A 13633-nucleotide genomic window follows, 5' to 3' on the forward strand; every position below is an offset into this window, starting at 1 on the left:
TCCCAATTTTCCATTTTGTATGAAGTCTGATCTTACCAAGCGAAGATCGGATATTCTTTCATGATACTATTTACTTTTTCGCGAACGGAAGCGATTGTCTTGTCGCATTCGGGAGCGGACAAAACTGTGTCGATCATTTCAACGATTTCAGCCATTAACGGTTCTTTGGCACCACGTGTCGTGATAGCCGGAGTACCGACACGGATTCCGGAAGTCTGGAAGGCCGAGCGGCTGTCGAAAGGAACCATATTCTTGTTTACTGTGATATCGGCAGCAACCAATGCTTTTTCTGCAACTTTACCTGTCAGTTCAGGGAATTTTTTGCGCAGGTCGATCAGCATGCTGTGGTTGTCGGTACCATCGGAGATGATTTTGTATCCCTTGTCGATAAATGCTTGTGCCATAGCAGCAGCATTCGCCTTAACCTGAGCCTGGTATGTTTTATATTCCGGTTCCAATGCTTCGCCGAAAGCAACCGCTTTAGCAGCAATTACGTGTTCCAGCGGACCACCCTGAATACCCGGGAATACGGCAGAATCCAATAATTGGGACATCTTTTTGATTTCGCCCTTTGGTGTTTTCTTTCCCCACGGGTTTTCGAAATCTTTACCCAACAGGATAATACCGCCACGCGGGCCGCGTAATGTTTTATGGGTTGTAGATGTTACGATATGCGCATATTCGAGCGGGTTGTTCAGCAAACCTGCGGCGATCAGACCTGCAGGGTGAGCCATGTCGATCATCAGCAGAGCACCCACCTTGTCTGCTATTTCGCGCATACGTTTGTAATCCCATTCACGTGAATAAGCAGAACCGCCACCGACAATCAATTTCGGTTTTTCGCGCAATGCCACTTCTTCCATCTGGTCGTAGTCTACACGTCCGGTATCTTCTTTTACATTATATTCGGTCGCTTTGTACAGGATACCCGAACTGTTTACAGGAGAACCGTGGGAAAGGTGTCCGCCATGTGCCAGGTTCAGTCCGAGGAATGTGTCGCCCGGGTTTAATACAGCTAAGAATACGGCAGCGTTAGCCTGTGCACCGGAGTGAGGCTGTACGTTAGCCCATTCAGCGTTGAAGATTTGTTTCAAGCGTTCGATAGCGATAGTTTCGCTCTGGTCTACAACTTCACAACCTCCATAATAGCGTTTGCCGGGATAACCTTCTGCATATTTGTTTGTCAGACAGCTACCCATAGCTTGCATTACCTGGTCGCTTACAAAGTTTTCGGAAGCAATCAATTCGATGCCTTTCAACTGGCGTTGATGTTCCTTCTCAATGATGTCGAAAATGATATTGTCTCTTTTCATTCCGTATAGAATTAATTATAGTAATGAACTCCCTTTCAAATAACAGGATCGACGCAAATTTACAATAAAAATCCATTATCCTGTGTTTCATCGATAAATTTCTTCGCTTTATCGATTTTGTTTGATTCTTTTTGGGGAGGTGCGTTATCTTTGGGATATAATTAAAAAAAGCAGTATATGAAAAGTAAAGTTGGAACAGTATTGATGACCGTTTTTTTAGTGTGCGGCATTTCTTCCGTTTTTGCCCAGGAAAAGGGATGGGAACCTCGTTTTCCGGAAGCACAAACACCTGAAAAAGTAGCAGCCCGCGAAACGGATGAGATGAAGGATGAATTGCAACTTACAGACAAGCAATATAAAAAGATTTATAAATTGAATCTTAAAGAGGAAAAACAACGGCAAAAAGCGATACAGGAAAATGTTAACGGGGGGTGGCGGCGTCCTCCGATGGGAGGGGGCAGACCTGGAATGGGTGGTGGTCCCGGCATGGGAGCTCCTGGTATGGGCGGACCGGAGATGGGAACTCCCGAGATGGGCGATATGGGCCAGCCTCCTGTAGATGGGGAAAATGGCCATCCGCGTGGCGAGGGCTTTCATCATCGGATGGGTAAACCGGCCCTGACTCCGGAAGCCATGCAAGCGTTGGCAAAGCAAGTTGAGAAGAAAGAGAAATCATTAAAAAAGATCCTCTCCTCCGAACAGTATGAGCAATGGCAAAAAGTGAAAAATAGCCGCCATAAACATCCGCAAAAAAAGCAACAGGAATTAGAGTTTTAGGATTATAATATAAACCAAAACCCAATCATAGACACACGTTTTTAAGGCAAGATTTAGGTAAATTGAAATCAGGTAGAATATCGGAAATAATATTCCGGATTCTACCTGAATTTATATAGGGATATTTATCAGCCGGATTTCCGGAATTATTGTATAGGTATCACCTTTTTTTCCCTGCTACTTAGATGGGCGGCTTCTATTAAACGGATGACATTCAGGATATCTTCAGGTTTTACCTCCAGCGGTTGGTTGTTGCGGAGGTGTTCGTAGATGTTAGTATAAAAGCCGGCGTAATCTCCTTTCAGGCTTGGGTATTTGTAGCGGGTGTCTACTCCGTCTTTTTGTGTGTGGAGCGTGCCCCAGATTGCTTCGTCCTCTTCGCCCCAGTGCGGAGTATCCGGCATAATACCGGCAGTAAGGTCTGCTTCCTGGCGGTCGAGCCCGTATTTTACGAAGGAACCGCTTGTGCCATGTAAAACAAAGCGGGGTTCCAGTTCGCACATCAGATAGCTCGCTTTCAGGGTGATTTTTATATCTGGGGCTTTCTGGCAACGGAGAAGATGAATGATGAAATAATCGTCTACCATACCGCCATCTCGCAGGATGCCGGTGTCTGCAAACAGAGCTTCAGGCATACCGAACAGTTGTATCGCCTGGTCGATTAAGTGTGCTCCTAAATTATAGGTAATGCCGCCTCCCTGCTTGCCTGTTTCCTTCCAGGTTCCGGGTTTGATAAAGTTGCGGAAACGGGGGAAAGTAGATTCAAACTCGACCAACCGCCCGGTCAGGCCTTTGTGGATGACCTCTTTCACCGTCAGGAAGTCGGAGTCCCAACGGCGATTCTGGTAGATACTTAGCATAAGCCCTTTTTGCCGGGCAAGGGCCGTTAGTTCTTCTCCTTGCTCTACGGTGGTGGTAAAAGGCTTTTCCACAATTACATGTTTGCCGGCATTCAGGGCGAGGCGGGCGTATTCATAATGGGTACTGTCTGGCGTATTTATCACAATAAGTTCCAAGTCTTTGATATTGACCAGTTCTTCCACACTGCGGACAATCTGTGCTGCCGGATACCGTTCTTTGGATAGCTCTTTACTGCGTTCCGTGATGGCTGTCAGTTCGAATCCCGGATGGGTACTGATAAAAGGGGCATGGAATATCTGCCCGGACATTCCGAAAGAGGCGAGGCCTGTCTTTATCTTTTCCATAAAATCCATTTTTTAAATTCATACCGTAAATATATAACAAAAATGGATAGCCTGTCAGAACCTCGGACGGACAAATTTATCATCCGGGGAAGTGAAAGACAATCCCGGAATTTCCCTACTCTCGTTAGGTAATGAATACTCCTTTATCAGGGAATAGTCCGAAGCACGCAAGGCATAGAAATGATCCTCCTTCTCTTTGCTGACTTTTACCGTCCAGTCGAAAAGGTTTCCGAAGATGGTAATCCCGTCTTTCGTCGGGTCAAATCCGGGGATAGCCGCTTTCACTACGGTACCGTCGCGTTCGATAACATAAAAACGGTGTTCCGTATCGCAAAGGAACCCCAGTGTCTTCCGGTTCCTGAACTCGGTTATAAATACCCAGTCCGCAACAACCCCTTCCGGCAGGTCGATGGCTTTTACATACGGACGTCCCTGTGTCTGTTTTAAATGGAACAGACGGCGGTTGGCATCCAGTACCAGATAGCCTTCATCATACTCCTTGCGGGTAGTAGGATTACCCGATGCACGAAGGGCGGGAAAAGCAAACCCTTTTTTGTTCAGCATATCCGTAAACAAGATGCTTTTTTCCGTATCTACCGTATTAGTATTCATATTAATAAACTCGATACCGTTTTTCGTAAACCGGAAAGCATCGTCCGGCATTTCCAGATCCACACGTTTAGACATGGATTCCAACAGAAAATAAATCCCCGTTTGCGGGACATTAACCGTAGAAGGCGTGCTGCGGAACGTGAACGAAGCATGCTGTACCTCCTTCGGGCTGACAGGAACGCCCAGCAAGGTATCCGGGAAACGTTCGTCGGCAACCAGTTGGCGCATAAAGAAAGTAGGAAGCAGGCTATCCACATCCTTCTGTGTATATTCACGGTCTTTCAGGTCGAAGCGAACCACATTTTTATCCCCTTTCTTTTGGGTAACGATAAAGTCGTCGATGATGGGGCTGTATAATATAAAAGGCGCATTTGCCGGTTTTGCCGTAAGGAAAGCATAGCACCAGGGCAGTTGCCATACCAACAGGATAAGCAGGGTACTATAAAGAAATATCTTACTGAATCGAATCATAGCTTTTTCGTTTTATAATCAAATTATTAATCTTGTTTTCCGGCTTTGAAACGGGTGACGGAAATCCACGACAAGACAGCCGTCAGCAACGTATAAAGCGTCAGCCACGGCAGGAAGCCGTTGTAAGATTCCGGTGCCGGAGCCAGGAAGTAAACACGGAAAACAATCGCCGAGACAACCAGGTTCAGTATCCGCCGCTTCCAGGTCGGTTCCAGGCAAGTCCATGCTATCAGCATATAGCCGGCAATACCGGCAAGATACCAGGGAACAGCCGATAGAAGGATGTGCCGTACAAGCTGCGAAGCAAATATCTGCGGGAGATAGAGCCCCATCACGATGAAATTGGCCGCAAAGCATCCGAGCAACAGGATAAGCCCGAATGCAAGCATAGAGAATATCATTTTCTGCTGTGAGCAGGGAAGGTGCAAAGTGAGTTTAAGGCATTTGCGTTGCATTTCGGGTACGAACTGTACCACCGCCAGCAGGATACCGGCAAGCAAGGGGACGTATTGTAGCAAGTCGATGAAGATAGCATCGCGCGTCACCATCACCTCCCAGATATGTCCGGCGCCTTTCAGGGTGATGGTACGGTTCAGTCGCAGCATCGTATAGCCCGCCATTCCGGTAGTGACCACCAGAGCAAGCAGGAAATACCAGCGAGTCTTAATCCATTCTTTATAGAAGATAGCTTTAATCATTTTTCGTTTTATTAGTAAGCAGTAATTAGTATTTGCCCGTCAGCCCGATAAAGGCATCTTCGAGTCCGACCTGTTCACCTTTCAGCCCTGTAAACGGAACCTGTAGTTCTTTCCAGCACTTTTCCACTTCGGCAGGGGCAAGGAAGGAGTAGGTTTCCAATGTATTGTGTAGCACGGACGGGTGATAAAACGTTTCCGGCAACCGGGGTTCATACTCCTCCGGTACGGTACAGGTATAACGGCGGAGGTTTTCCATCAGTTCATGGATAGGCTGCTGGGTCAGGATACGTCCGTAATCCATGATAATGCAGTCGTCAATCAGCCGTTCCATATCCTGAATGATGTGGGAGGTCAGAAATACCGTTTTGTTTTCCGAGCGGGCATAATCGCGCAGGTAGTCGGAGAAGAGGCGTCGGTAGCCCGGGTCGAGCCCCAAAGAGAAGTCGTCCAATACCAGCAGCTCCGGATTTTGTGCCAGGATAAGCCCCAGCGCCACCTGCGAGCGCTGTCCGTTCGACATGCGGGAAATCATTTGTCCCGGAGCTACTTTCAGTTTGTTCATCAAATCATAATAAGCTTCCTTTTTCCACTGTCCGGGATAGAAGGAAGCGTAGAACTTTTCGATTTGGGTAATATTCATGAACTGGTATTGCACATGCCCTTCCAGCAGCAAACCGATATTGCGCCGCAGCGACGGTTCCATCGTCTGGATATTCTCGCCGAATATGCGGCATTCGCCCGAACGGGGTTGCAGGTAACCGCTCAATATATTAATGGTCGTTGTTTTCCCCGTACCGTTTTTTCCCAGCAAACCGAGGATACGTCCCCGGGGAACTTCAAAGCTCAGGTTCTCGTATATTTTCCGTTTGCCGTAATAATGTGTCAGATTTTTACACTCTATGATTGCGCTCATTTATACAGTCCGTTTTAAAGGATTAAAAAAAGGATTGGAATAAGTATGCCGATGGCAAGTTCGATACCGCCGCGTCCCCAAAGCCCTTTCGAGCCTTTCACCATCCATATCCCGGTCAGGGTAATCAGGATGAGGGCGACAGCAAAGATATCGGCAAACCAGGTCCACCAGCCGCCGGGGTTGAAGTGCAGCTTCACCATCGGGGATATCAGCGGACGGCGTTTGACGGACTCGTATAAGGCTTGTCCGGTGGCGGTGTCTACAACCAGGCTCGAACCTCCTTTCAGGAATACTTTCATCTGCGTGGGAGCCGGGAAATAGAATTGGGTGAAGTTCTTTACCTCGCCCAGCGGTTCGAGCAGGCGGAGTACGGTCTGTTTGTCCATCTTCTCTTTGCCCGGCAGTGCCTCGTCTATTTTATATTCTTTTCTGTGAATGGAAAAATTCGGGTTGATATCGTTGCGATGGTTCATAAACAACCCCGACAAAGCGTAAATGACTATCATCCCGGCAAAGAAGAAAGAAAGGTCCCGGTGTATCAACCGGCACGCCTTTCTGAATTTTGCTCCCTTATTACTGAATTTCATAGGATGCTGCTTCTACAAAATAGAATGAGAGGTAATCTTTTCCGGTATCCGCTTTGCGTTTTTCTATCTTTGCGCGGAAATCGGCGATACGTGCTTCCGGCGTGTTGGCAGTTTCGCCACGTGCTTTCTTTTCAGAGTCGCATCCGGCTTCACCGTAGCCGTGGTTCTTGGCCGCTTTCGCTTTCAGTTGCGCTTCCCAGTTTTGCAGGTAGGCTTCGTCGATACGCTGTTCTTTCAGGGTACCGTTTACTTTTACCATCGAATTTACACACTGGGTGTCGAATGAACCGAGCGGACCTGCTTCCACACGGATTGTTTTAGTATCGTCGCTGCCCATCAGGAATATTTTTGTAGCGCCATGTTTACAGATATGGGTACATACTCCCTCGATGGTTACGCTTTTATTGGCAAGATTGTCCGCGTCCGTAAGAAGTTCGTCGATAGTTAAAGCCGTAGAAACTTCCTGTTTTTCCGAAGCCTGGGCATTGCTTTGTCCGTTACTGCTTTTGTTTCCGTTGCATGAAGTTGCTGTACATGCAAATAGGACCAATGCGGCGATAAGTATCTGCTTTGTTTTCATCGTTTCTCTCTTTTTATAAAGTTTATAATTAAAAAATAAATCCTATTGATACAGTTCCCTGCTGTGTATTACCGCACGCTTTGTATTGCTGCGTTTGCCATCCGGCTTGCAGGTACAAATCGTACGCTTTGTTCAGCTGGTAGTCGGCGCGCAGGGATGCGCCGGCATTCCAGAAGTTGTCGCTCAGGTAAGCGATGTTGTGCATTACTGCCTGCGAGGAGGATGCTTTCGTATCCATACCCGTCAGTTCCGCGCGGTTACTCAGGTTTGCAGCATAGCCGCCTGTTACGGATGCCGTCCAGAAAGTCCGCTTGAAAGCCCTTTGCAACTGTCCTTGCAGGTTCGCCTGCCAGGTGGTTGTCCGGAAAGAGCGTTTAGCCGTTTCATAGTTGGCGTCGATGTTATAAAAGCCCGTTTCCGGTTGCAGGCTCCATCCCCAGGCATGTGAAGCGTCGGCAGGGTGTTCCATGAAAGCGGAAAGGAAGACTTTTGCCTGTTGCAGTTTGAAGCCCGGCGTCTTTCCGATTACCGGATAGCTGTTGCCTGTTGCATCCCCGAAGAGGTTTTCCGTCCCCTTGCGGCTGGTGTAATCTGCGGTCAGCCGTATGCCGGCTTTCTTGCCGCCGTCATACGTGGTCTGGTAAGCTGTTTCGGCAGAGAGGTTATATTCCTGGGCCTTCACAAGCGGCAGGTAATAGAGGTTTGTCAGCTCTTTCACCAACCGGAGGCTGTTTGCCGACAACGTTGCCGACCAGCCGTTCCTGCCATCTTCCGGCAGCAGGTCGATACTGCCTCCCCAACGGGTAATCTTGTATTGGGAAGAAGTCTGGGAACCGGCAAAGCGGACGTAGTGCATCCCGAAACCTAACATCTGGTAGACCGGGGTCGAACCTTTGTCGGCAAGGAAACTGATTTTACTGCTCTGTTTGTATGTCTGGAAATCCACACGTATGCCAAGCCGGTAAGAGCCGATGTGCCGTGCCGCCCCGGCTGAGATATTCAGGTCGGAGATGATATTGCGCGGACGCGGGTCCTGGTCGCGGTAACTTGAAACGGCACGGTAACCTATTTTACCTCCCAGACTCCATTCGCCTGTTTCGCGTGCGTATCCTCCTTCAAACCTATACGTCTCTTTCTGCATGAAACCGCCGATAGAATCTCCGGTGACATACGGATAAAGCAAATCGAAATCGTCATTCTCATTCCAACGGATGTCCTTGGTGTGCTTGTTTTCGTAGGAGGCGGAACCGAACACCGATTCTTTTTCGTTCAGGCGGATGAAGGAGTTGACACGGGCATTCCACAGCAAATCCTTATTTCCGTTTTGCACCAGCGAAGCATTCCCTCTGTCCGTATACCGTCCGCCCAGGTTCAGGTCTGTGACGGACTGGCTGCTGTAGTAGTTATACAGTGCCGGATTGTCCCATACCTTACCCTGAAACAGGGTGGAGGGGGAAAGTATCGTTTTTACTTTGTCCCTTACCGGCAGGGGTACCTTTTCCTGCCCGTAAGCAGGCAGAAAGAGGGAACAACCGAGCAGGGACAATACAAAGGGAATGCGTCTCATATCGTTGCTTTAATCTTATTTGATTGAAGGTGAAGTGGAAGGGGTGAAGTCGATAGAGGAATTGTTCGTATCCTGCAATACTTCGCGGTCGCCGTCTTTATAGGCTACTTTACGGACAATGCTTTTTCCTGCATTTTCAGTAGTAGCATCCGTTTCACCGAAATAGGTGTGTCCCATGTCGAGTACGGGGGCGGTAATATTCCATACGTAACTGTTCACCGGGCCGATGTTTACCGCATCGATAATCCATTCGTTCGGGAACTGGTAACAGGTTTGTTCCTTGCTGCTCAGCCCCTCATTAATCATGTAGGTATATTTATAGACATAGTCTTTTATGTAGTTATCCTTGCCTACGGAAGAAGGAATACGTCCGATAGCATAGGCGCGATTCCCTTTCTTTGCCAACAGCCAGATACTTTTGGTATAATTGTAATACATCTCCAGGTTCGGGACATCCGGGTTATCCATGTCCGGGTTGCTGCTGCTTGTGGATTGGGTGTACCATTCGAAATCCGCTTTGCTCAGGTCGATGGAATTAGGATTGGCTTCCTTATGGTTCATGGCATTATCGCAGAGGATGATGGATTGGCCGGGTTCTACGGGATGCTCTTGTCCGTTTCCGGGAACAACGGCTACCACCTGTACGGCGAAAGCCTCATTCATAATGTCCGGTGTATAGTTGTATTTGCTGGTAGTCATGAATTTTGATTCCAGCAGTGCCAGCCCGTCTGCGTATAACGTCTTGTCCGAGTTATTGTAGATGCGGATGTACTGGTCGCCGTTGTATTGTTTATTTTCCGGAGTGAGGGTTCCTATCCCGAAAATCTCGGCAATCACAAAGTCCGCTCCGCTGTTTTGTACGTAGACCGGAATGCTCAGGTTACAGCTTCCGCCGCTTACCTGTACGTTTTGCTGTGTACCCTGGATATTCACTTCTACATTTTCCGTATTGTAGGCATACTTACCCTTTCCGATAAAGGTAACGTTATAGAGCCCGTCGTTCAGTTCGAAAGGCAATGAACCGTAGGAGACCTTGGTTTCCGTTCCGGTGTTGACTTCTTTAAATGTATATTCTCCGCTTGTGATAGCCAGCCCTTCAATCTGGTTCGACACAGACAGGCCGGGAGTAACGGATGAGGTGGCAATACGGTCGTCGCTGCATGCGCCCAATCCGATTCCGGCCGTAAGCAGGATGGCGAGTGATAAATACTTCATTTTCATTGTTTGACTTATTATTTGGTTTATACTACTATATATACTTTGAACGCTCTGGAGCATTCCTTTAAAACTTCAGATTCAATTCCATCCCGAAATAAGGAGTGGAGGAGCGCCGTATCAACTGTTCGCCCCGCCGGTAATCCGGATAAACACTCAGCAGGCGGTTTACGAACAACGCGAGATTGATATGTTTGCCGATGTCCTTAGTCGCTTTCAGGTTGATATCCATAGCAAACGGCACGGTAACCACATTGAAATAATCGGCGGCATAACGTTTCACGAGATGTTGCAAATAAGCATCTTCCTTGTCGGATTCGAGGAACGGATGTTCGGCGCCGGTGGCGTCGATATAGCTGACCGGCGTTCCGTTGTTCCACAGGTTCCGCGTACTGGTCAGCCAGGTACATTGTGCCGAGGTGGAAAGCGTCAGTCCCAAACGTTGCAGATAGGTATCGAACATAAAGTTCGTACGGAAAGACTGGTACTCAGTTCCGTCTTCCCAATCATACAAGCCTACATAGCTGTATTGTTTATTGTTCAGGATGATAGGCTCGGAACTGTAGGTCGGCATATTATTGCTGTATAAAGTCTTGAACCATGCCCCGTTGATGGTAATACGGGTTTTCAGCAGGTCGATACGTTTGGAACTGAACTGAAATTCGATACCTTCCTTATTGACTTTCGTTCCGTTGCCGGCCATGCTGTAAGCATCCAGTAAAGTTTCCTGTGTCCATGCGAGCTGGGAGAGTTCGGGAGGACCGTTCAGCTTGGACGGGTCGATGGAAGTGGCGTCATATTTTCTATAGGGCAATACCTTATAGTAGGTAATGTCGCGGAAGGCATTGTTCATCCGTTCGCGAAAATAAGTTACAGCCAGCCTGTTTTCTTTGTAGGAGACATCGAAGCGCACTTCCCATTTCATATTGCGCGCAGCTTCCAACCGATAGTTGGTGTTGTCCCATTTGTGGGTCATCAAATGGATACGGCGGAAATCCGGATTGGTAGAATAATAATTCAGTTCCGTGATGTCGATATACTTGGCATCCGGGAAAAGCTGTGCCGAAGTAGGCATCCTCGAAAGCAATCCCCAACCGCCGGAGAATAAGATGCTCCAGTCTTTAGATTCGGGCAGTTTCCACTGGATATTCAAACGGGGGTCTGCATATACCTTCCCTTGTAATGAATAAGCCTGTGATAAACCTAATAAGGTTTGCAGGCGTACGCCTGCCGTGATGCTGAAACGATGCCGTTCCAGCGGGAACTTTACGGTTTCTTCCGTATATAAAGCGAGTGGTTGCATGGCAGGTATATCATTATAGCTACGCGGGCGAACGGTCGTGCTGTAGTTTAGCGGGCGGTACGGGTCGTATAGCTGCCCCTCGCCGAAATTCTTCTGGTAGTCCCATTCCAATCCGGCTTGCAGGTCGTGCGAAAAATCATCGTGGCGGAAGCGGAACCGGGCATTGGCATGCAGGTTGGCATAGAACGGTTTTCCATCTACCACCATATTACCGATATAGCTGAAAGGTAGATAGATACCGTCGGCGTCTCCCTGTTCCGTACTGATAGGTATAGCTGTCGGGCGGCTTAGTACCACCGAGCGTGTTTCTTCCATGCGGTCCCACTGTCGACGGAGGGAAGCCCCGGCATTCACTTCACGTATGGCGGAATGGGAGGGGAAGGTCAGTTTCCATTTTCCCGCAAGCGATGCACTATGGTAAGAGGCTTTGAAGGCATCTTCTTTGGCTGTTGCATCCTTGTCGCGCTTGGTAGCGTCCAGAGAACCGGTATAATCGGCGCTGACGTTCCAGCGGATGAACTTGTCATCCCATTGGTAGCGGTTATCCCAACGCAGGGAACCGGTCATACGTTTATAGTTTTGCGAATTGTCGCGCGGGTCTATTTTGGAGTCGAGATAGCTGATATCCGCATTCAGGATATGCTGCCCGTTATCATCCAGACGGAAGCCTTTTCCGGCAGAAAACAACATGCTGGTCTGGTCTGCCTTGAAGCGGGCGGAAAACGGGCTTTCGCTGCTTTTGCGCTGGATAATAACCGTTCCTCCGGTGATATTCCCATACGCAACCGAAGGGATACCGCGTACGATTTCCACACTCTCTATATTATCGGTAGGGAGGGTACGCATATCCACGCCTTTGGATACGCTGCTTTTTCCCACGCCTTTGGTCGTACCGGGGATGTATTGCAGGTTTGCGTCATTGTTTTGTGTAACGCCGTCTACCACAAAGCTGACGCCGAGGGATGAAATATCTTCGCTGGTGGAACCGGCTTCACGCAGGCGTATCAGGTTGGGCGCACCCATTGCCGGGTCTACGGATTTCCCGCCCGGAACCAATTCCATCAGGTCGCTGAAACTGCTGGGTTGCAGATGCTTCATCGCATTGCGGTCTATCTTGGATGAACTGGTGGCTTCTTTCGATTCGGAAGCGGTGACAATCACTTCATTCAGTGAAGTGGCGGAAGAATGGAGCAGGATATCGAGCCGGCTGTTTGTGTGCAAGTCTACTGTCTGCTCGTCATCGTCATATCCAAGAAAAGAGATTATCAACTTGTAGGTATCCGGGGTAATCTGTGTCATCTGAAAATGGCCTTTGGCATCGGTAATCGTGCCGTAAACCATATGCCCGTCCTTCATAAGCCGTACATTGGCAAACTCTAAAAGTTCCTTTGTTTTTGCATCTCGTACATCACCACTCAACGTGCACGCATTCTGTGCAAGAATGGTTTGGATATTGACAAGTAAGAGCGATATTAACAGATATACAATACTTTTTCTTTTCATTGCTATTTTATTCGGTGCAAAGGTACAGGCAGGCAAAAAGTGGGGCAATACCTCGAATTAGGTATTCTAAAAGTTAAAGAGTGTACGTCTGTCACTATTCCTGGGTAAAATGGTACGGGTGTTAAAAAATATTACTATCGCTACTAATTTGAATTACTACCGCTACTAATTGAAATTACTACCGGTACTAAATTTCAGGTATGCCGGGCACCGGTTATACCTGAAAACAGTAGGCATAAATTAAACCTCGGATTATAAAACTTGATAGTTATCGGAGCCTCATCCTGATAAGGTAGGCAAACCGCTCGGGATGGGAGGTAAACAAAAATAAAACCATGCCGTTTGTATCAATCTTTCCGAATTGCTTAAATTTCATGGAAAATGGATGACACTTTGGTTGTTTATTTACTACTTTTGTTCGTCACCCACTGATTATTATACAAAGTTTTCAGAGATTTTGCGATAAACTTTATTCAGCGCTGGGATTTAATAGCAAAAACATGGATAGTAATTACAAAGCAGAATTAGAAGCGATGGGAGTTGATGTTGATTCGGCTCTTGGGCGTTTTTTGAATAATGAAAAAATGTATATGCGCTTCCTTTTAAAATTTCTTGATGATAAAAGCCTGGCATTACTTGAAAGTAGTATTGCTGAAGATAAACTGAAGGACGCATTTCTCTATGCTCATAATATGAAAGGCTTGACTGCTAATCTGGGCATAAACAGCCTGTCTGAAATTCTTACTCCTATGGTTGAACAATTGAGGAGAGGGGAAACAACATGCTTATTGCAGGCTTTACCGAAGCTTCAAGCAACGTATGATGAAGTGTGTGTGTTGATAAAAAAGATGAAACCGGATATTGCCAAATAGTTGCCGCCGGAAAAATA

General features: G+C 47.6%; 12 protein-coding genes. 2 read left to right on the top strand and 10 right to left on the bottom strand.

Going from position 1 to position 13633, the window contains the following annotated elements; all coding sequences use genetic code 11:
* Positions 1 to 32: 32 nt before the first annotated feature.
* Positions 33 to 1313: a serine hydroxymethyltransferase gene (glyA, locus tag ACGE0T_RS07625; protein WP_459189934.1), complete on the bottom strand. Its 1281-nt coding sequence runs from the start codon at positions 1311 to 1313 to the stop codon at positions 33 to 35.
* Positions 1314 to 1490: 177 nt separating this feature from the next.
* Here glyA and ACGE0T_RS07630 point away from each other — a divergent pair, with 177 nt between their 5' ends.
* The gene (locus ACGE0T_RS07630; RefSeq protein ID WP_459189935.1) at positions 1491 to 2090 is read left to right on the top strand and encodes a DUF4890 domain-containing protein; all 600 of its coding nucleotides are present in this window, start codon (positions 1491 to 1493) and stop codon (positions 2088 to 2090) included.
* Between the two features lie 146 nt (positions 2091 to 2236).
* Here the strand turns inward: ACGE0T_RS07630 and ACGE0T_RS07635 are convergent, their stop codons facing one another.
* The 9 genes from ACGE0T_RS07635 to ACGE0T_RS07675 form a co-directional block, all read right to left on the bottom strand.
* Positions 2237 to 3295 (bottom strand): Gfo/Idh/MocA family oxidoreductase, encoded by a 1059-nt coding sequence (locus tag ACGE0T_RS07635; RefSeq protein WP_459189936.1) that lies wholly within the window; start codon positions 3293 to 3295, stop codon positions 2237 to 2239.
* Positions 3296 to 3349: 54 nt separating this feature from the next.
* Complete coding sequence (locus ACGE0T_RS07640; protein WP_459189937.1) at positions 3350 to 4378, bottom strand: DUF4857 domain-containing protein; 1029 nt, start codon at positions 4376 to 4378, stop codon at positions 3350 to 3352.
* Positions 4379 to 4404: 26 nt separating this feature from the next.
* Complete coding sequence (locus tag ACGE0T_RS07645) at positions 4405 to 5076, bottom strand: hypothetical protein (RefSeq protein ID WP_459189938.1); 672 nt, start codon at positions 5074 to 5076, stop codon at positions 4405 to 4407.
* 25 nt (positions 5077 to 5101) lie between these two features.
* Positions 5102 to 5989 carry an ABC transporter ATP-binding protein gene (locus ACGE0T_RS07650; RefSeq protein ID WP_459189939.1) on the bottom strand — a complete coding sequence of 296 codons (888 nt, stop codon included), beginning with the start codon at positions 5987 to 5989 and terminating at the stop codon, positions 5102 to 5104.
* A gap of 14 nt (positions 5990 to 6003) precedes the next feature.
* Entirely contained in the window at positions 6004 to 6576 is a 573-nt protein-coding gene (locus ACGE0T_RS07655) for a PepSY-associated TM helix domain-containing protein (RefSeq protein ID WP_459189940.1), read from the bottom strand.
* Positions 6563 to 7156, bottom strand: coding sequence for a hypothetical protein (locus tag ACGE0T_RS07660; protein ID WP_459189941.1), 594 nt, complete (start codon positions 7154 to 7156; stop codon positions 6563 to 6565). Before ACGE0T_RS07660 ends, ACGE0T_RS07655 begins: the two co-directional genes overlap by 14 nt.
* 28 nt (positions 7157 to 7184) lie before the next feature.
* Positions 7185 to 8723 carry a DUF6850 family outer membrane beta-barrel protein gene (locus ACGE0T_RS07665; RefSeq protein ID WP_459189942.1) on the bottom strand — a complete coding sequence of 513 codons (1539 nt, stop codon included), beginning with the start codon at positions 8721 to 8723 and terminating at the stop codon, positions 7185 to 7187.
* A gap of 15 nt (positions 8724 to 8738) precedes the next feature.
* Positions 8739 to 9944 (bottom strand): DUF4876 domain-containing protein, encoded by a 1206-nt coding sequence (locus ACGE0T_RS07670; RefSeq protein ID WP_459189943.1) that lies wholly within the window; start codon positions 9942 to 9944, stop codon positions 8739 to 8741.
* Positions 9945 to 10005: 61 nt separating this feature from the next.
* Complete coding sequence (locus ACGE0T_RS07675; protein ID WP_459189944.1) at positions 10006 to 12744, bottom strand: TonB-dependent receptor; 2739 nt, start codon at positions 12742 to 12744, stop codon at positions 10006 to 10008.
* Positions 12745 to 13244: 500 nt separating this feature from the next.
* On the opposite strand from ACGE0T_RS07675, the gene ACGE0T_RS07680 reads away from it, so the two are divergent.
* Positions 13245 to 13616 (top strand): Hpt domain-containing protein, encoded by a 372-nt coding sequence (locus tag ACGE0T_RS07680; protein WP_459189945.1) that lies wholly within the window; start codon positions 13245 to 13247, stop codon positions 13614 to 13616.
* Positions 13617 to 13633: the final 17 nt, after the last annotated feature.

This window comes from Parabacteroides sp. APC149_11_2_Y6, assembly GCF_054506995.1.